The organism is Ruegeria sp. HKCCD8929, from assembly GCF_013031405.1.
GTDB lineage: Bacteria > Pseudomonadota > Alphaproteobacteria > Rhodobacterales > Rhodobacteraceae > Ruegeria.
Map to the genome: position 1 here is coordinate 214,820 of NZ_WPZY01000003.1, position 16,646 is coordinate 231,465.

The window sequence follows — 16,646 nt, forward strand, 5'->3', positions numbered from 1 at the left end:
CGGGTCATCCCCGCGGGCTCGCGGCGGCAACTGCCGTCCGCCGGGGCGGCGCGCAACAAAATGTCGCGGCGGTTGTGCCGCGCTTTACGATCCTCTCGCAGGGCTTGCGCAGCCGCCCGCCCATCGCGAGGCGAAATTCGTTGACTCGTTAGGCATTGAAAATGAACATGTTTGCGGAAACGTCTTGCACTCGAATTTACAGAACCGGACGCAAGAGAGAAAAATATTTACACATAAACCGTTAGATTACGGTAATTTATTTCCTTATTTTCAGATCCGGGTATTATTTGCGCAGGGTAGGAACCGGATCGACAAAACCCGCGCCACGGGCGAAAACGGTCGCACAAATCTCAGTCAGAGGGAGGAGCCTCAGAATGACAGCCGCCGCTCAGGCAGATGCCAAAGTATTTCCGCCATCCGCCGACACCGTTGCCCGCGCACATGTCGATGCTGCCAAGTATGATGAGTTGTATGCCGCCTCGATAGCCGACCCTGTTGCGTTCTGGGACGAGCACGGCAAGCGGGTCGACTGGATCAAGCCCTACACGCAGGTCAAGGACGTCAACTACAGTTTCGGCGAGGTCGGCATCAACTGGTATGCCGACGGCACGCTGAACGTCTCGGCCAACTGCCTGGATCGTCACCTCAAGACCCGTGGCGATCAGACCGCGATCATCTGGGAACCGGATGAGCCCACCGACGAAGCGCAGCACATCACCTATGCCGAGTTGCACCGCCGCACCTGCCGGATGGCCAATATTCTCGAGTCCCTGGGCGTGCGCAAAGGCGACCGGGTGGTGATCTATCTGCCGATGATCCCCGAGGCCGCCTATGCCATGCTGGCCTGTGCCCGTATCGGCGCGATCCATTCCATCGTCTTTGCCGGTTTCTCCCCCGACGCGCTGGCGGCCCGGGTCAATGGCTGTGACGCCAAGGTGATCATCACCGCCGACGAGGCCCCGCGCGGGGGCCGCAAAACGCCGCTCAAGTCGAACGCCGACGCCGCCCTGCTGCACTGCAAGGACAGTGTGAAATGCCTGGTGGTCAAGCGCACCGGCGGGCAGACCACGTGGATCGACGGGCGCGACTACGACTACAACGAAATGGCGCTGGAGGCCGATGACTATTGCGCCCCCGCCGAGATGAACGCCGAGGACCCGCTGTTCATCCTTTACACCTCCGGCTCGACCGGCCAGCCCAAGGGCGTGGTGCACACCACCGGCGGCTATCTGGTCTATGCCTCGATGACGCATGAAATCACCTTCGATTACCATGACGGCGACATCTACTGGTGCACGGCCGATGTGGGCTGGGTCACCGGTCACAGCTATATCGTCTATGGCCCACTGGCCAATGGGGCGACCACGCTGATGTTCGAGGGCGTGCCGACCTATCCGGATGCCAGCCGCTTCTGGCAGGTCTGCGAAAAGCATAAAGTCAATCAGTTCTACACCGCCCCCACCGCCCTGCGCGCCCTGATGGGTCAGGGCAACGAGTGGGTCGAGAAATGCGATCTGAGCGATCTCAAGGTGCTGGGCACGGTGGGTGAGCCGATCAACCCCGAGGCATGGAACTGGTACAATGAAGTTGTCGGCGGCGGGCGCTGCCCCATCGTCGATACCTGGTGGCAGACCGAAACCGGCGGTCACCTGATGACGCCGCTTCCAGGCGCACACGCAATGAAGCCTGGCTCCGCCATGAAACCCTTCTTCGGCATTCAGCCGGTGGTTCTGGACCCGCAATCGGGTGTCGAGATCAGTGGCAACGGGGTCGAGGGCGTGCTGTGCATCAAGGATAGCTGGCCCGGTCAGATGCGCACCGTCTGGGGCGATCATGAGCGGTTCCAGAAGACCTATTTCGCCGACTACAAGGGCTATTACTTCACCGGTGACGGCTGCCGTCGCGATGAGGATGGCGATTACTGGATCACTGGCCGTGTTGATGACGTGATCAACGTCTCGGGCCACCGCATGGGCACCGCCGAGGTCGAAAGCGCGCTGGTGGCGCATGCCGCCGTGGCCGAGGCAGCCGTGGTGGGCTATCCCCATGAAATCAAGGGACAAGGCATCTATTGCTATGTCACCCTGATGAATGACCGCGAGCCCAGCGACGATCTGCTGAAAGAGTTGCGCACCTGGGTCCGGACCGAGATTGGCCCGATCGCCAGCCCAGACGTGATCCAGTGGGCCCCGGGCCTGCCCAAGACGCGCTCGGGCAAGATCATGCGCCGCATTTTGCGCAAGATCGCTGAGAACGATTTCGGCTCGCTGGGGGATACCTCGACACTCGCCGATCCGTCGGTGGTCGAGGATCTGATCGAAAACCGGGCCAACAAGTGAGGGTGTGATGGACGCTGCCGTAAAAACCACTCCCACCGTCCTGATCCTTCTCGGGCCTCCGGGCGCCGGGAAGGGCACGCAGGCCCGGATGCTGGAAGAGCAGTTCGGGCTGGTGCAGCTTTCCACCGGCGATCTGCTGCGCGAAGCCGTTGCCGCCGGGACCGAGGCAGGCAAGGCCGCCAAGGCGGTCATGGATGCGGGCGATCTGGTCAGCGATGGCATCGTCATCGCCATCCTGCGCGACCGCATGGCCGACCCGGACTGCGCCAAGGGCGTGATCCTCGACGGTTTCCCGCGCACCACGGTACAGGCCGAGACGCTGGACGGGCTGCTGGCCGAGACCGGGCAGCAGATCAACGCCGCCATCAGCCTTGAGGTCGAGGATGCCGAAATGGTCACCCGCATCTCGGGCCGCTACACCTGTGCGGGCTGCGGTGAAGGGTTCCACGACACATTCAAGCAGCCGGCGGTCGAAGGCAAATGCGACAAGTGCGGCAACACCGAGTTCAAGCGCCGCGCCGATGACAACGCGGAAACCGTGAAGTCGCGCCTGGCCGCGTATCACGCCCAGACCGCGCCGCTGATCGAATACTACGCCGGCCACGGTGTGCTGAAAAAGATCGACGCCATGGGACAGATCGACGAGATCGCCCAGGGCCTCGCCGGAATCGTCAAGGGGGCGATGAACTAGGCGGGAAAGACCCCGGGGGACGGACCACTACCTTCCCCCAACCCCTGAGGAATACCCGGATCAACCGCCCTGGCGGACCGGAGAAGGCATGCCTGCGGCCAGACGTTTGCGCAGGCGCATGGAGAGGGTTTGTCCGGCACCCGGACACCCCTGGAGAAAGCAAGGAGGAACCGCGTCATGGCGGATCAATCGACAAACTCCACGCAGGCGGCCGAAGCCGAACAAGGGTATTGGCAAGCCAACCTGCGGATCATCATCGTCAGCCTGATCATCTGGGCTGTCGCTTCGTTTGGGTTCGGCATCCTGCTGCGCCCGCTGCTCGCCGGCATTTCTGTCGGCGGCACCGATCTGGGCTTCTGGTTCGCGCAGCAGGGATCGATCCTGGTCTTTCTGGCCCTGATCTTTTTCTACGCCTGGCGGATGAACAAGCTCGACCGTGAATTCGGCGTGGACGAGGAGTAAGACGCCATGGAACAGTATACCCTGAACCTGCTGTTTGTGGGCGCGACCTTCGCGCTCTATATCGGCATCGCGATTTGGGCCCGGGCGGGCTCCACATCCGAATTCTACGCCGCGTCGCGTGGCGTGCACCCGGTCACCAATGGGATGGCCACGGCGGCCGACTGGATGTCGGCGGCCTCGTTCATCTCGATGGCCGGCCTCATCGCCTTCGGCGGCTACGGCGCCTCGTCCTTCCTGATGGGCTGGACCGGCGGCTATGTGCTGCTGGCACTGCTGCTGGCGCCTTATCTGCGCAAGTTCGGCAAGTTCACCGTGCCCGAGTTCATCGGCGACCGGTTCTACAGCCCGACCGCGCGCATGGTGGCCGTTGTCTGCCTGATCGTGGCCTCGGTCACCTACGTGATCGGCCAGATGACCGGTGTCGGCGTGGCGTTTTCGCGCTTTCTTGAGGTGTCGAACACCGTTGGCCTGCTGATCGGCGCCGGCGTCGTGTTCATGTACGCGGTTCTGGGCGGCATGAAAGGCATCACCTATACCCAGGTGGCCCAGTATTGCGTGCTGATCACCGCCTACACTATCCCGGCGATCTTCATTTCGCTGCAGCTGACCGGCAACCCGATCCCGGGTCTGGGTCTCTTCGGCGACCATGTGTCGGGCGAGCCGCTGCTGGCACGGCTGGATCAGGTGGTGACCGATCTGGGCTTTGCCGCCTATACCACCCAGGACGGCACACCCTCGTCGGTGATCAACATGACGCTGTTCACCTTCTCGCTGATGATCGGCACCGCGGGTCTGCCGCATGTGATCATCCGCTTCTTCACCGTGCCGAAAGTGTCGGATGCCCGCTGGTCGGCCGGCTGGGCGCTGGTCTTCATCGCGCTTCTGTACCTGACGGCCCCGGCCGTGGGCGCCATGGCGCGGCTGAATCTGGTCGACACGATCTATCCGAACGGCACCAACGAGCAGCCGATCGAGTACGAGGCGCGCCCCGACTGGATCAAGAACTGGGAGGTCACCGGCCTGCTCAAGTTCGAGGACAAGAACGGCGACGGCAAAATCCAGTGGTATAACGACAAATCCGACACCTTTGCCGCCACTGCCGAGGAACGCGGCTGGAGCGGTTCGGAACTCACCGTGAACCGCGATATCCTGGTGCTGGCCAATCCGGAAATCGCCAATCTGCCGGGCTGGGTGATCGCGCTGGTCGCGGCCGGCGGTCTGGCGGCGGCGCTGTCCACCGCGGCCGGTTTGCTGCTGGCGATTTCGGGCGCAGTGAGCCATGACCTGATCAAGGGGCAGATCAACCCGCAGATCAGCGAAAAGGGCGAGCTGCTGGCGGCCCGGATCTCGATGGCGGTGGCGATCGTAGTGGCGACCTATCTGGGTCTCAACCCGCCGGGCTTCGCCGCCCAAACCGTGGCTCTGGCCTTCGGTCTCGCCGCAGCCTCGATCTTCCCGGCGCTGATGATGGGCATCTTCTCGAAGCGCATCAACAACAAGGGCGCGGTTGCGGGGATGCTGGCAGGTCTGCTCTTCACGCTAATCTACATCTTCCTGCACAAGGGCTGGCTCTTCATCCCCGGCACCAACAGCTTCCCGGACACCATTTCCGGCTCGCTGCTGGGTATCCAGTCGACCGCGATCGGCTCGATCGGCGCCGTCATCAACTTCGCCGTGGCCTATTTCGTGTCGAACGCCACCGAAGACACGCCGCAGGAGATCAAGGATCTAGTCGAAAGCGTGCGCATTCCCCGTGGCGCAGGCGCAGCTCAGGATCACTGAGATGCGGGGCGGCCAGACTTCCCTCCCGAATAGGGGCCGCCCACTGTGACCCGACTGATCCCGCCCGGCTTGTCCGGGCGGGACTTTTTACTTCAAGAGTTGACGGTAGACCCGATGCCCCTGTCGCCTGAGCAGATCACCCGCTTTCTGAAATCCGTCCATCCCTATGACGCGTTGCCCGTCGACGTTCTGGAGACCATCGCATCGCAGGTCGAGGCCTGGGAGGTCGAGCGGGATTTCGCGGTCTATGATCTGGGCGAGACGCTGCCGGGCCTGTTCATCATCCACGAAGGCCAGATCGAGATCACCGACGAGAACGGTGTCGTCGTCTCGCATCTGGGCCTGCGCAATTCCTTTGGCGAGCGCGGCCTTTTGCGCGACGGCAAGGCCGCGACCAGCGCCCGGGCGGATGCCCATTCGGTGCTGCTGGTACTGCCCCCTGCCCTGTTTCGCGAGCTGATCGCCGAACATGACGTGGTGGCCAAGTTCTTCAACCGCGCCCGTGGCCCCCGCCCGCAGCAGGAGACGTTGGCCACCAGCCCGGTCGATACGCTGATGGCCCGCGACCCGGCCACCTGCTCGCCGGACACCTCGGTGCAGGAGGCGGCACAGCAGATGCGCGCGCGGGGGATTTCCTCGCTCTGCATCACCGAGGGCGAGACGCTGCGCGGCATCGTCACCGTGCGCGATCTGTCGGGCAAGGTGGTGGCCGAGGCGCTGCCCGCCGCCACACCGATCTCGCAGGTGATGACGCGCTCGCCGCTGACATTGTCGCCCGGCGCCATCGGCTCGGACGTGCTGCATGCGATGATGGAGCATCGCATCGGCCATATCCCGATTGCCGAGGGCGGGCGTCTGGTGGGCATCGTGACCCAGACCGACCTGACCCGGTATCAGGCGGTGAGTTCCGCCGAGCTGGTCAGCCGCATCGCCCGCGCCGACAGCGCCGAAGAGATGGCCAAGGTCACCGCCGAGATCCCCCGCCTGCTGGTGCAGCTGGTCGCGGGCGGCAACCGGCACGAGGTGGTCACCCGCCTGATCACCGACATCGCCGACACCACCACACGCCGCCTGCTGGCGCTGGCCGAGGCCAAGCTGGGCCCGCCACCCGTACCCTATCTGTGGCTGGCCTGCGGTTCGCAGGGCCGGCAGGAACAGACCGGGGTGAGCGATCAGGACAATTGCCTGATGCTGGATGACAGCGTGCGCGAAGGCGACATGCCCTATTTCGCGGCACTGGCGAAGTTCGTGAGCGACGGGCTGGATACCTGCGGCTATTTCTATTGCCCGGGCGACATGATGGCGACCAATCCGCGCTGGTGTCAGCCGGTCAGCATCTGGCGCGATTATTTCGCGGGCTGGATCGCCAAACCAAACCCCGAGGCGCAGATGCTGGCCTCGGTCATGTTCGACCTGCGGCCCATCGGCGGTGCGTTGGACCTGTTTGCCGATCTGCAGGCCGAGACTCTGAAAGCCGCCAGTGCCAATTCGATCTTTGTGGCCCACATGATCTCGAACTCGCTGAAACATACGCCGCCGTTGGGCCTGTTGCGAGGCTTTGCCACCATCCGCTCGGGCGAGCACCGCAACACGCTGGATCTGAAGCACAATGGGGTGGTGCCGGTGGTCGATCTGGGCCGTATCTATGCGTTGCAGGGGCAATTGCCCGAAGCCGGAACCCGCGCCCGGCTCAAGGCGGCAGAGGCGGCGGGCGTGCTCAGCCCCTCGGGCGCGCGCGATCTGCTGGATGCCTACGACCTGATCGCCGAGACCCGGCTGGAGCATCAGGTGGCCATGGTCAAGCGCGGGGAGAAGCCGGACAATTATCTGGCCCCCACCGATCTGTCGGACTTTGAGCGAAGTCATCTGCGCGATGCTTTCGTCGTGGTAAAGACGATGCAGTCTGCCGTGGGGCACGGTAAGGGAATGCTGGGATAAGGCCTCGGCCACGGGTACGATTTTTCGGTGAAAAATCGTGCCTCCGGCGGGAGTATTTGGGAAAAGATGAAGTTTCGGGCGTCTGGAGGAGAGCCATGTTTCTGGAACTGATCGGTACGATCTTTGCAGGTTTTGCCGTAGCGGGCGTGGTCATGCTGGTAAACAAGTTCACCGGCGGGCGGCTGCCGCGCTGGCTGGCGCCGGTGGCCGCCGGTCTGGCGATGATCGCGGTGACGATTGGCAGCGAGTATTCCTGGTACGAGCGCACCCGCTCGGCCTTGCCCGAGGGGCTGGAAGTGGTGCAGGAGGTGGAAAGTCGTGCCCTCTATCGCCCTTGGACCTATGCGGCGCCCTTTGTGGACCGGTTTGCCGCCGTGGACACGGCCTCGGTCCAGACCAATGAGAACGTACCGGACCAGCGGCTGGCCGATCTCTATTTCTTTGGCCGCTGGGCGCCGCTGGCGAAGTTGCCGGTGGCGGTGGATTGTGCCGCGGGACGGCGCGCCAATCTGGCTGACGGGGCGGAATTCGGCGCCGATGGCGCGGTGGAGAATGCCGACTGGGTTGCGGCTGGACCGGATGACCCGGTTGTGCGCGCGGTGTGCGGGGTGTCGTGATGCTGTCGGGCCTCAGCCTGCGCCTGCGCGTCTTTCTGTTCTTTGCCCTGCTGGCGGCGGGCGGGTTGGGCATCGCGGCCGCGGCATTGGTTCTGGGCTATGGCCGCACCGGGATGGCGGGGGCGTTCGACGGGTTTGTTTTTGCTGGCATCCTGATCGGCTTCGGTTATCTGGCCTTGGTGGTGGGCGTCTGGCTTCTGTTCGACGAGAACGTGGCCAAACCCATCGAACGGCTGGCCGCGCAGCTGCGGGTGCATGCTCATGCCGGTGGCAGCAGCGAGGTGGACCTACACGCCACCCGCTATCTGGGCGATCTGGCTCCGGCAGCCGCGGGGCTGGCGGGTCAGTTGGGTGACACGGCGCTGACTACCGCCGAGGCCGTCGCGCAGGAGACCGCCCGGCTGGCCGATGAAAAGGTGCGGCTGACCGCCCTGCTGACCGAGATTCCCGTGGCCATGGTGTTGGTGAATCCAAGCCATCAGATCGTGCTCTATGACGGTCAGGCGGCGGAGGTATTGGCCCAGGTCGCGCCGCCCCGGCTCAATGCGTCGCTGTTCGACTATCTGGATCGGGCGGGTGTGGAAGCTGCTTATGGCAAGCTGGCCCGCAGCGGGATGGAGGTGTCCTGCCAGCTCACCGGCGCGGATGGGGCGCAGAGCTATGGTACGCGCATGAAACCCCTGGGCGACGCACCGGGTTATCTGCTGGTGTTCGATGACGCGTCAGTGCAGATCTCACCGGATGCCGCGCGCCCGCTGGTCTATGATTTCGACCTGCTGGAGACACCCGGAGACGTGGCGTTCGAGCATCGGCGTCTGTCCGACTTGTGTTTCGTGGTGTTCGACACCGAAACCACCGGGCTGCTGCCGCACAAGGACGAGATTGTGCAGATCGGCGCGGTGCGGGTGCTCAAGGGGCGGATCATTGAGGGTGAGGCGCTCGACATGCTGGTCGATCCGGGCATCCCGATCCCGCCCGCCTCGACCAAAGTGCACCGGGTGAGCGATGCCATGGTGCAGGGCGCACCGGATGTTGCCGAGGCGGGGCGGCTGTTTCATGCCTTCGCCTCGGACGCGGTGATCGTGGCCCACAACGCGCCCTTCGACATGGCGTTTTTGTATCGCCATGCCGGGCGGATGGGGGTGAGCTGGGATCACCCCATACTGGATACTGTGCTGCTGTCGGCAGTGCTGTTCGGCGCCAGCGAGACCCATACTCTGGACGCGCTTTGCGAGCGGCTGGGGGTGACCATCCCCGACGCGGTGCGCCATACCGCCCTGGGCGATGCGCAGGCCACGGCCGAGGTGCTGGTGCGGATGCTGCCGATGCTGGCCGCGCGCGGCATGGAGACATTCGGCGATGTGATCGCCGAGACCCGCAAACACGGCCGTCTGCTGGAGGACCTGAACTAGGCGCCAGCATCGTCACTGGGCGGTGGAAGGCGTTTGCAAACGCCTTGACGCGGTTTCAAACCGCGTGAAAGCCGCTTGCAAGCGGCTTTGCTCCCCCATGGACAAACCGCGCACGGCATGGCACGTGAGGCGCGATCAAAGTATCAGGCGCGCGCATGACCGAGAACAGTTTCATCCCCGGCCCCGGACAGACCCTCGCATTTCGCGAGGCGTTGGGGTGCTACGGCACGGGCGTTGCAGTCGTGACCACCATGGCCGAAGGCGTTCCCGTGGCCATCACTGTGAATTCCTTCACCTCGGTTTCGCTGGATCCCCCGCTGGTTTTGTGGTGCCTGGGCGAGGAGTCGAACCGGTATGACGCGTTCTCCAAGGCCGGGCAATATGCCATCCACGTGATGGCCGAAGGACAGCAGGATCAGACGCTGCGCTTTGCCCGCAACGGCTGGGATTTCTCGCATGCGGACTGGCAGGCTGACGCCAGCGGCACCCCGATCCTGAGCGGCTGCCTCGCGCGGTTCGACTGCCGCCTGCACGCGCGGCATCAGGCCGGGGATCACCTGATCATCGTCGGAGAGGTTCTACGCGCCATGCACCGGACCGGCAAAGGGCTGATGTTCAAGCGTGGCCAGTACGGCGCATTCACGGATCTGCTCTAACGACTATTCATCCAAAGTTCCGTGCACCGCCAGCGCCTCAAGCTCGGCATCCTGCGGCGTGATCACGCGATAGGCCTCATGCACGCCGGCCCCGGTCAGGGTCCGGGCCACCGTGAGCAACGTGTTGGGGGCGTGTTCATCGCAGAGGCCCGCCATCTGCGCGATCTCGTCTTTGGCCACGCCTAGCGCCGCCTCGACCGAGGGCGCGCCGTAGAGTGCAACGAAATGTTCGGCGAGGCTGCACTCCAACCGCTCCACCTCTGCGGCTTCTGCCCGTGTCACCGCGACAAAGGTCACCCGCCCAAAGGTCTCGAGACCCAGCCAGCCATTGGCAAAGGCCTGCCGGGCCTTGCCCTCCAGATCGCCCTCGCCCCAGTTGGAAAACTCGAACCCGCCCGAGACGCACCATTCACCGGTGCGGGCCGGAGAGTGAAACACGTTCAGATCGCTTTCATCGAAATGGATAGCGCGGGCGAGTTTCATGTATTCCCCTCCAAGAGTGTGCTCATGGGCACAAGATGTGTCTCCGAGCCGTCGCGGATCAGCATGCCGAACCGCTCGTCGGTGCCCAGAAAGGTGCCGTCATATCCACCCTGTCGGACCGGCTCGCCGACGCCGCGCAGCAGGCCCATCCATTCGGAATGCAGGGGCGCGTTGCCGTCCTCCTCCCACCGGTTCAGCCAGGCCAGCATGTGGCGCGACCAGCTTTCGACAAGCCGCACTGGGGTGACCTCGGCGCAACCCTCGTCATAGAGCGCGGTTACGTCTGGCGTTTCGCCCGGCGCCGGTCCGGTCTGCATCAGGGCCAGTTCCCAGCCGACAACCAGCCAGTCGGGTACAGCCGCCGGATCGGCACTGGCAGCGGCGGCGCGGAAATGGCCGCACCGGGCGCCATTGACGCAGATCGTGCCGTCCCAGCCCAGATGCACCGCCACTTCGGGCGGGGCCAGCGCGCCGAGGGCGTTCTGGAAGCCCATCGCGCAGAGCGGCAGCATCGCCATGGCCTCTTCCAACGCCACCTCGGGGGCAAAGACGATGGCCACACGCAACCGGTCGGTCTGAATGTTGTAGACTACCGTGCCGCTGTCGCAGCCGAGAGCGGCCAGTGCCTGCGCACGATCGAACGGATCCTCTCCACCCCGGCCGGGGTGGCCCTGCAGCAGGGGTGGAAAGGTGGGTTCCGTCATGCGTTGCCCTTGGCGATCATGTCCCGTGCGATGCGGCGGAAGGCGTCGGCCTGCGCACTGTCGGGCTTGCTGACCACGATGGGTGCTCCGCCATCGGCGGCCACCCGGATGTCGAGATGCAGCGGGATTTCGCCCAAGAGTGGCACATCCAGCGCCTGTGCCTCATTCGCGACACCGCCATGGCCGAACACATGCTCTTCATGCCCGCAATTCGAGCAGATATGGGTGGACATGTTCTCGATCATGCCATGGATCGGAGTCTTGAGCTGGCGGAACATGTCGATCCCCTTGCGGGCGTCGATCAGGGCCACGTCCTGCGGGGTCGAGACGACGATGGCGCCGTCCACCTGGAATTTCTGGCTGAGCGTCAGTTGCACATCTCCGGTGCCCGGCGGCAGATCGACGATGAGGATGTCGAGCGCCCCCCATTGCACCTGCCCCATCATCTGCTGCAGCGCGCCCATCAGCATCGGACCGCGCCAAACCACGGCCTGGCCTTCGTTCACCATCAGGCCCATCGACATCATGGTGACGCCATGATTGCGTAGCGGCAGGATGGTCTTGCCATCGGGGCTGGCAGGACGGCCCGAGACGCCCAGCATACGTGGCTGGGACGGGCCATAGACATCGGCATCGAGCAGCCCCACCCGGCGGCCTTCGGCGGCCAGCGCGCAGGCGAGGTTGGCGGCAACGGTGGATTTGCCCACCCCGCCCTTGCCGGAGGCGATCGCCACGATCCGGTCCACGCCCGGCACCGCCTGCGGGCCGGTCTGCGAGGGTTTGGGTTTCGGCTTCAGATCCGGCGGCGCCTTTTCCGAATGCGCCGTCATCATGGCCGAGACCTTCTCGACCCCCTCCACCATCTGCGCGGCCTGTTCGGCGGTGACGCGCACCGGCTCCATCCGTTCGGCCTGTTTCGGGTCGATCTCCAGCACGAAGCGCACGGTGCCATCCTCGACATTCAGCGCCCGCACCAGACCGGCGCTGACGATGTCCTGGCCCGAAACCGGGTCGGTGATCTTTTTCAGGTTCGCGAGAACCGCGTCGCGGATACTCATGCGTCGCCATCCTTGATCACGCCGGTCACGGTGTGTTCGACCTCGAGCCCGTCGATGGTCAGCACCACCTTAGCCTCATAGCTCTGGCCCGTGGGATTGCCCGCCTTGCGCAGCCCCTCTTCGATGGCCTGCTGGCTGGTCACGCCAACCTGCTTGAGGAACTTGCGCATGGACATGTTGTAATCGCCGCTCATCGCGTGGGTCTCCGTATCATTCGCCGCGTTTGACGCAATCGCCCCGGCACCGTTAGGCTGGGCCATGCGCTTTGCCCTGTTGTGCCTGAGCCTGATGCTCTCTGCCAGCCCCTCTTGGTCGCAGGAGGCGCTTGGACTGATGGCACCCGACGAAGTGGCACGATCCGGCCTTTTGAAACATATTCTTCCGCGCTTCTCTCTCAAGACCGGAATTCGCGTGGTTGCGGATGAGACCGGGCCGATGGAGATCACCGTGGCTACCCCGGGCGACCCGGTGTTTCGGGGTGGTGGGGTCACTTATTACCTGCGGGTTAGCGATGAGCAGCGGCAGCAGCGGTTCCGGGACTGGATGTTGTCCGAGATCGGCAAGCGCACCATCGAAGGGTTTCAGCCTGAGAATGGCCCGCCCTTCACCGCCAGTTTCGACACAGTGGAGGTTGTCGAGGCCCCGGCCTTTACGGGCAATGCGGCATTGGGTGCGGATCTGGCGCTGACCCATTGCGGGCGTTGCCATGTGGTGGGACCGCAGAACCGGATGAACGGGCTGGGCTCGACCCCGTCTTTCGCCGTGCTTCGGACGCTGCCGGACTGGTCGGACCGGTTCCAGCAGTTCTACGTCCTGCGCCCGCATGGGGCGTTCACGCAGGTCAAGGATGTCACCCCACCCTTCGATCCAGAGCGTCCGCCGCCCATCGTGCCGGTCGAGATCACGTTGGACGATCTTGAGGCGATCCTTGCTTTTGTTGCGATAACCGGCGCAGCCGATCTGGGGGCACCATTGCAGTTTCAGTGAGGTGGCTTAAGCGGCAGCGTTGCAGGGGGCGCTGCCCCCGTCGCCTTTGGCGACTCCCCCGGGATATTTTTAAACAGAAGAAGATGCAGGCCGATTTGGTTATGAAGTTACTAGTGTGCTTGGGGCTAGGCATCAGGGCGGGAGGCAGGTGTCAGTGGTCCTTGCGCTTGGTGAAATAGTCGTCAGTCGTCGTCACCCGTGGTTTGGGTGCGGCCGCAAAGGGATTGTCCTGGGTATGGAACTGCGCCTTGACCCGGCAGTCGTCGCACATCTGGATCATCCGCGCCTGTTCGGATGAGGCAAACATCGGGTGTGTGCCTGCCAGTTTCTCCATGATCCGCTCGACGGTGGATTTCACGCCAAACAGAGCGCCGCATTCGATACAGGCAAAGGGTTCTTCCTCGTTCAGCACCCGCTGTGATAGGGCGGCATCGCTGAGGTCGAGCTGCGGGACCAGCGTGATAGCGTTTTCGGGACAGATGGTGTGGCAGAGACCGCATTGCAGGCAGGCGTCCTCCTGAAAGTTGAGCTGCGGCAGGTCGGGGTTGTCGATCAGGGCGCCCGAGGGGCAGAGCGACACGCAGCTCAGGCAGAGCGTGCACGCGTCGGTATCGACCGCGATGGTGCCATAGGGGGCGCTGTCAGGTAGTTTTATCGAGGGTCCGCCAGGGTTCAGCGCCTGTGCCGCCAGCCGTGCGATCTGACGGCGGTTACCTAATGGCAACACCGGGTCGGGCAACGGAGCAGGTTTTTCCTGCGCATAGAGCAGGTCTGTGAGGGCATCGGGGTCGCTCTCATCGATCAGGCCCAGCCGGTTCGGCCCTGCCAGCGCCTCGGCCAGCGCCAGCTCGCGGATAAGCGCATCGCGCTCGGTGGTTGGGGCCAGCAGGATGTCCACGCGGGCAAAGCCATGGGCCAGACCGGCCAGCATCTCGGCATGGCCGAAGCCCGAGAGCACGCCCAGTTCCAGCGGGATCACATCGGCGGGCAGGCCGCGCCCGAAACGGGCCGCCAGCCGGATCATCTCGGCCCCGTGCGCGTCATGCACCAGCAGTCGGGGCGCGTGGCCCCCAGCCTGCCGGAAGGTTCGGGCCAGCAGTTGCATCCGGGCCAGTAGGAAGCTGACCGGCGGGTCCTCATAGGTGATTGCGGTCGAGGGGCAGAGCGCCGCGCAGGCGCCGCAGCCGGCGCAGATCATCGGGTCGATGGCGACATGATCGCCGGCGGGCGTGATGGCACCGGTGGGGCAGATATCGAGGCAGTTGGAGCAGCCCACCTGCTCGGCCCGGGAATGGGCGCAGAGGCTTTCCTCGAGCCGCACATAGAGCGGTTTTTCGAATGTTCCGATCAGTTGCGCCGCCTCGAAAGCCAGCCGCGCCACCGCCACCAGATCACGCGGATCAGCGCGCAGATAGCCCTCGCGCTTGTGCGGGGCCTGCACCATCGGGATGTCACCGGTCAGGTCGATGATGATATCGCATTGCGACACCGCCCCGTCACGCGGCGCGGTCCAGCCGAAACCGCCGCGCCCGCCGGGTTCGATCTGCTGCACTGCGTCCAGACGCAGTTCGAACCCGCCCAGCGCGCCCGAGACCTGCCGCACCCGGCCCCGCACCACGTCATAGGCGCGCGACAGCGGCCGGGCATCGTCCGTGACCAGCACGGTGACCGCAAGGCTGTCCGAAAGCTGTGCCGCCAGATCAAAGGCCACCTCACCGGGCCCTGCGATGAAACAGACGCCTTCGCTGACCACATCCGCCGACGGGGTAACCGGCGCCGGCAGCAGTGCCTCAGCGGCCAGAGCGGCCATCTTCGGGGTGGCATCGGCGCCCTGTTCGGACCATCCGGCGCGGTCGCGCAGATCGACAAAGCCGGGGGTATCGACTTCAAGCTCGGCGGCCAGTTCCGTGAAGGTGACCTGTTCCTGCCCGCAGGCGATCACCACCTCGCCCTCTTGCTGCAACAGCTCGGCTGCTGTGCCCAATTCAGCCGTGCAGAGTGCGGTGTGGACACGGGAGCAACTGACGTCACACCCGGCCTCGATCGCCGCGCGGTCCATGTTTTGCGAGCCGCCGCAATCACATAGAATGAGTTTTTTGACCATGTCCTCCCCCGGACGCCTTGCAGTCCGCCTGCCAGCCTAGGCGCAGACCATACGTGGCGTAAAGGGTGGCGGGTGCCCAGATCAATTTTTCACCGGCTCCTCTGTCCGCACCCAAAAACTGCATTATAGTACATCTGAATGCGCACTGCGCATATTGTCGGAACTATCGAAAAACCTCCTGAAAATTTGGTGATCTCGGAAATTTTGCCCCTTCGCGGGCTTGGCACAGGGCGCCTTTGTGTACCATAGTTCATCAAGCGGAAGGCCACGGAGAGCCTTTCGGGGGAGGAACGCGTGGCCGGGGCCGCTATTCACATCGAAATGCCGCTGGGTGTTGTCGTCCGGAAGACGCCGGGTGTAACCCGCTGGGCGCGCTGGAACTGGACCGCTGTTGCGGTGTTGCCGGGCGCCGGGCCTGCCGACTGGGTCGAGTTGCGGCGCGAGGGCGATGCGGTCGAATACCATGCAGCCACCCTGCCCCTGACCCTCTGGGCCGCCGAGGCCGAGGCCTATATGGCCAACCTCGCCGATTCCCAGCCGTCGATCTATCTGGTCCTGCGCGACGAGGCCGGGGACAAGCGCCCGCTGGATGCGGTGCTGGTGACCGCCTCGCCCTTTGAAGGGCAGGACTATGCCGACACCGGCGAGGAGATCGTCGAGAAGATCCCGATGACCGAGGGCCTGATCGCCTGGGTCCGCGACTTTGCGCTTGAGCACTACCGCGATGATGGCTTTGTGAAGCGCCGCCGTGACAGAAAGCGGGTCGATCTGGTCGAGGATGGCAAGGGCGATGCCCGCATCCGTCAGGCCTCGGACGTCTACCGCGCGCCGAGGAGGATTCTGCAGTGACCCAGCCGCGCGATTTCTGGTCCCGCCGCAAGGCCGGGGTGCAGGCTGAGGCCGAAGCCGAACAGGCGGCTGTCGAGGCTCAGGTGATCGCGCAGGAACAAGCGGCGTTGGAGGAAAAGGGCGACGCAGAGATTCTGGCCGAGTTGAACCTGCCGGATCCCGACAGTCTGCAACCCGGCGATGACGTGACGGGCTTCATGGCCCGCGCCGTGCCCGACCGCCTGCGCCGCCGCGCGCTGCGCCGGTTGTGGCGGCTGAACCCGGTTCTGGCCAATGTGGACGGGCTGGTCGACTACGGCGAGGATTACACCGACGCCGCGTGCGTCCTTGAGAACCTGCAAACCGCCTATCAGGTCGGCAAGGGCATGTTGGCCCATGTCGAAGCGCTTGCCGCCGAGGCGGAGGAGCCGGACGATGAAACCGATGACGACGTGGTCGCAGAGGAACCGCCCACCGCCGAGCCGGAGCCCGCAGCCCAGCCACAGCTTGCCGAAGCGGCGCCCGAACCGGAAACGGATGACACCCCCGCCCCGCGCCGGATGCGATTCGAGTTCGAAGGATAGA

16 protein-coding genes are annotated in these 16,646 nt (G+C 64.5%); 11 read left to right on the top strand and 5 right to left on the bottom strand.

Annotation, left to right across the window (positions count from 1 at the left end; translation table 11 throughout):
- Positions 1 to 374: 374 nt before the first annotated feature.
- The 8 genes from acs to GOX53_RS06055 all read left to right on the top strand — a co-directional run bounded on the left by acs (position 375) and on the right by GOX53_RS06055 (position 9,897).
- Entirely contained in the window at positions 375 to 2,339 is a 1,965-nt protein-coding gene (gene acs, locus GOX53_RS06020; RefSeq protein ID WP_171174404.1) for an acetate--CoA ligase, read from the top strand.
- Positions 2,340 to 2,346: 7 nt separating this feature from the next.
- Positions 2,347 to 3,030 (top strand): adenylate kinase, encoded by a 684-nt coding sequence (locus GOX53_RS06025; RefSeq protein ID WP_171174406.1) that lies wholly within the window; start codon positions 2,347 to 2,349, stop codon positions 3,028 to 3,030.
- Between the two features lie 177 nt (positions 3,031 to 3,207).
- Complete coding sequence (locus GOX53_RS06030) at positions 3,208 to 3,492, top strand: DUF4212 domain-containing protein (RefSeq protein WP_171174840.1); 285 nt, start codon at positions 3,208 to 3,210, stop codon at positions 3,490 to 3,492.
- Positions 3,493 to 3,498: 6 nt separating this feature from the next.
- A complete protein-coding gene (locus GOX53_RS06035) occupies positions 3,499 to 5,274 on the top strand; it encodes a sodium:solute symporter family protein (RefSeq protein WP_171174408.1) in 1,776 nt (591 codons plus the stop codon).
- Positions 5,275 to 5,388: 114 nt separating this feature from the next.
- On the top strand, positions 5,389 to 7,212 hold the full coding sequence (locus GOX53_RS06040) for a DUF294 nucleotidyltransferase-like domain-containing protein (RefSeq protein ID WP_171174410.1): 1,824 nt from the start codon (positions 5,389 to 5,391) through the stop codon (positions 7,210 to 7,212).
- 95 nt (positions 7,213 to 7,307) lie between these two features.
- Positions 7,308 to 7,829: a hypothetical protein gene (locus tag GOX53_RS06045; RefSeq protein WP_171174411.1), complete on the top strand. Its 522-nt coding sequence runs from the start codon at positions 7,308 to 7,310 to the stop codon at positions 7,827 to 7,829.
- Positions 7,829 to 9,241: an exonuclease domain-containing protein gene (locus tag GOX53_RS06050; protein WP_171174413.1), complete on the top strand. Its 1,413-nt coding sequence runs from the start codon at positions 7,829 to 7,831 to the stop codon at positions 9,239 to 9,241. The genes GOX53_RS06045 and GOX53_RS06050 overlap by 1 nt, the downstream gene beginning before the upstream one ends.
- Positions 9,242 to 9,396: 155 nt before the next feature.
- A complete protein-coding gene (locus tag GOX53_RS06055; RefSeq protein ID WP_171174415.1) occupies positions 9,397 to 9,897 on the top strand; it encodes a flavin reductase family protein in 501 nt (166 codons plus the stop codon).
- 3 nt (positions 9,898 to 9,900) lie between these two features.
- Here the strand turns inward: GOX53_RS06055 and GOX53_RS06060 are convergent, their stop codons facing one another.
- From GOX53_RS06060 to GOX53_RS06075, 4 genes are read right to left on the bottom strand one after another with little or no spacing between them, the layout of a single operon-like run.
- Positions 9,901 to 10,380 (bottom strand): DUF6505 family protein, encoded by a 480-nt coding sequence (locus GOX53_RS06060; RefSeq protein ID WP_171174418.1) that lies wholly within the window; start codon positions 10,378 to 10,380, stop codon positions 9,901 to 9,903.
- Positions 10,377 to 11,084 (bottom strand): biotin/lipoate--protein ligase family protein, encoded by a 708-nt coding sequence (locus GOX53_RS06065; RefSeq protein WP_171174419.1) that lies wholly within the window; start codon positions 11,082 to 11,084, stop codon positions 10,377 to 10,379. Before GOX53_RS06065 ends, GOX53_RS06060 begins: the two co-directional genes overlap by 4 nt.
- Complete coding sequence (locus GOX53_RS06070) at positions 11,081 to 12,142, bottom strand: Mrp/NBP35 family ATP-binding protein (protein ID WP_171174421.1); 1,062 nt, start codon at positions 12,140 to 12,142, stop codon at positions 11,081 to 11,083. The genes GOX53_RS06065 and GOX53_RS06070 overlap by 4 nt, the downstream gene beginning before the upstream one ends.
- Positions 12,139 to 12,336, bottom strand: a complete 198-nt coding sequence (locus GOX53_RS06075) for a DUF6494 family protein (RefSeq protein WP_171174842.1) — start codon at positions 12,334 to 12,336, stop codon at positions 12,139 to 12,141. The genes GOX53_RS06070 and GOX53_RS06075 overlap by 4 nt, the downstream gene beginning before the upstream one ends.
- A 64-nt stretch (positions 12,337 to 12,400) precedes the next feature.
- Here GOX53_RS06075 and GOX53_RS06080 point away from each other — a divergent pair, with 64 nt between their 5' ends.
- Positions 12,401 to 13,129 (top strand): hypothetical protein, encoded by a 729-nt coding sequence (locus GOX53_RS06080; protein WP_171174423.1) that lies wholly within the window; start codon positions 12,401 to 12,403, stop codon positions 13,127 to 13,129.
- A 151-nt stretch (positions 13,130 to 13,280) separates the two neighbouring features.
- Here the strand turns inward: GOX53_RS06080 and GOX53_RS06085 are convergent, their stop codons facing one another.
- Positions 13,281 to 15,233, bottom strand: a complete 1,953-nt coding sequence (locus GOX53_RS06085; RefSeq protein WP_171174425.1) for a 4Fe-4S binding protein — start codon at positions 15,231 to 15,233, stop codon at positions 13,281 to 13,283.
- Between the two features lie 294 nt (positions 15,234 to 15,527).
- Between GOX53_RS06085 and GOX53_RS06090 the strand changes: the two genes are divergently transcribed.
- Entirely contained in the window at positions 15,528 to 16,082 is a 555-nt protein-coding gene (locus GOX53_RS06090; RefSeq protein WP_171174426.1) for a DUF3305 domain-containing protein, read from the top strand.
- The gene (locus GOX53_RS06095) at positions 16,079 to 16,645 is read left to right on the top strand and encodes a DUF3306 domain-containing protein (protein WP_171174427.1); all 567 of its coding nucleotides are present in this window, start codon (positions 16,079 to 16,081) and stop codon (positions 16,643 to 16,645) included. The genes GOX53_RS06090 and GOX53_RS06095 overlap by 4 nt, the downstream gene beginning before the upstream one ends.
- Position 16,646: the final 1 nt, after the last annotated feature.

What these genes read in the sequence shown, in the direction of transcription:
- GOX53_RS06065 (WP_171174419.1), bottom strand. Translation starts at nt 11,084, where the DNA reads ATGACGGAACCCACCTTTCCACCCCTGCTGCAGGGCCACCCCGGCCGG.
- GOX53_RS06030 (WP_171174840.1), top strand. Translation starts at nt 3,208, where the DNA reads ATGGCGGATCAATCGACAAACTCCACGCAGGCGGCCGAAGCCGAACAA.
- GOX53_RS06050 (WP_171174413.1), top strand. Translation starts at nt 7,829, where the DNA reads ATGCTGTCGGGCCTCAGCCTGCGCCTGCGCGTCTTTCTGTTCTTTGCC.
- GOX53_RS06040 (WP_171174410.1), top strand. Translation starts at nt 5,389, where the DNA reads ATGCCCCTGTCGCCTGAGCAGATCACCCGCTTTCTGAAATCCGTCCAT.
- GOX53_RS06035 (WP_171174408.1), top strand. Translation starts at nt 3,499, where the DNA reads ATGGAACAGTATACCCTGAACCTGCTGTTTGTGGGCGCGACCTTCGCG.
- GOX53_RS06070 (WP_171174421.1), bottom strand. Translation starts at nt 12,142, where the DNA reads ATGAGTATCCGCGACGCGGTTCTCGCGAACCTGAAAAAGATCACCGAC.
- GOX53_RS06025 (WP_171174406.1), top strand. Translation starts at nt 2,347, where the DNA reads ATGGACGCTGCCGTAAAAACCACTCCCACCGTCCTGATCCTTCTCGGG.
- GOX53_RS06075 (WP_171174842.1), bottom strand. Translation starts at nt 12,336, where the DNA reads ATGAGCGGCGATTACAACATGTCCATGCGCAAGTTCCTCAAGCAGGTT.
- GOX53_RS06055 (WP_171174415.1), top strand. Translation starts at nt 9,397, where the DNA reads ATGACCGAGAACAGTTTCATCCCCGGCCCCGGACAGACCCTCGCATTT.
- GOX53_RS06085 (WP_171174425.1), bottom strand. Translation starts at nt 15,233, where the DNA reads ATGGTCAAAAAACTCATTCTATGTGATTGCGGCGGCTCGCAAAACATG.
- GOX53_RS06060 (WP_171174418.1), bottom strand. Translation starts at nt 10,380, where the DNA reads ATGAAACTCGCCCGCGCTATCCATTTCGATGAAAGCGATCTGAACGTG.
- GOX53_RS06080 (WP_171174423.1), top strand. Translation starts at nt 12,401, where the DNA reads ATGCGCTTTGCCCTGTTGTGCCTGAGCCTGATGCTCTCTGCCAGCCCC.
- GOX53_RS06045 (WP_171174411.1), top strand. Translation starts at nt 7,308, where the DNA reads ATGTTTCTGGAACTGATCGGTACGATCTTTGCAGGTTTTGCCGTAGCG.
- acs (WP_171174404.1), top strand. Translation starts at nt 375, where the DNA reads ATGACAGCCGCCGCTCAGGCAGATGCCAAAGTATTTCCGCCATCCGCC.